The sequence below is a fragment of the Pseudomonas brassicacearum genome (assembly GCF_003732265.1).
Taxonomy (GTDB): Bacteria; Pseudomonadota; Gammaproteobacteria; order Pseudomonadales; family Pseudomonadaceae; genus Aquipseudomonas; species Aquipseudomonas brassicacearum_D.
The window spans coordinates 1-792 of the sequence record NZ_MOBK01000117.1 but is presented as its reverse complement, the minus strand read 5'-3'; the positions used below and the strand labels follow the sequence as shown (position 1 = coordinate 792).

Genomic DNA, 792 nt, shown 5'->3' with positions numbered 1-792 from the left:
ACCCCGGCGAGCCATTCGTCATAGGCCAGTTCGACACCTTCACGACCGTGGTCATCGATGTCGGTAAACCCGACCATGTGTGCGGTGACTTCACCGGCCGGGTAGAACCGGCGGAATTCTTCGATGCCGTAAACGCCCGGCACTTTCAGATCAAGCACAGACTGGCCCTGCTCGGGGGTCAGCCCGCGCACCAGATAAATGAATTCTTTGTTGGCCTGGGCTTCGAGGCGTTCGGTCAGGGCTTTCGGATCCTGACCCAGCGCGGCGGCGAGTGCCGGCCACTTCTCTTTCGCCGTTTGCATTTCCTTGGCGTTGGCCCACAGCGTGGTCACCGGGGTACTCACGGCCAAAGGCTCGCCGTTACGGTCGGTGATCAGACCACGGTGAGCCGGAATCGGAATGTGACGCAGGCTGCGCGCATCGCCCTGACCTTTGAGGAAGTCACGGTCAACCACTTGCAGGTCAATGATGCGCCAGCAGATCGCCGCGACCATCACGCCGAGCAGCGCCACCATCAGGCGGAAGCGCCATGGGAACAGTGCGCCTTCGAGTTTCATCATGGCGCCACCATCTTCACGTCAGCCGCGCCAGGGATGTGCATTTTCAGTTGTTCGGTGGCCAGCACTTCGATGCGGCTGTGCGCGGTCCAGGTGCTTTGCTCAAGAATCAGGCGGCCCCACTCGGCCTGCGCCTTGTCGCGCACGCTGAGTTCGTTATAAAGGGTATTGAGCAACTGCCGGTTCCAGTGCGCGCTGTACGACACGGCGATGGCCGAGACGAGCACGCCGATGA

Annotated in this window: 1 protein-coding gene and 1 pseudogene; both read right to left on the bottom strand. The window is 61.5% G+C overall.

Features of this window, described 5'->3' with window-relative positions; translation table 11 throughout:
* Positions 1-557 (bottom strand): annotated as a pseudogene (locus BK660_RS30335) (penicillin-binding protein 2); the annotation flags it as partial.
* Positions 557-790, bottom strand: a complete 234-nt coding sequence (gene ftsL / locus BK660_RS30330) for a cell division protein FtsL (RefSeq protein WP_123436408.1) — start codon at positions 788-790, stop codon at positions 557-559. The pseudogene BK660_RS30335 and the gene ftsL, both read right to left, overlap by 1 nt.
* Positions 791-792 lie beyond the last annotated feature (2 nt).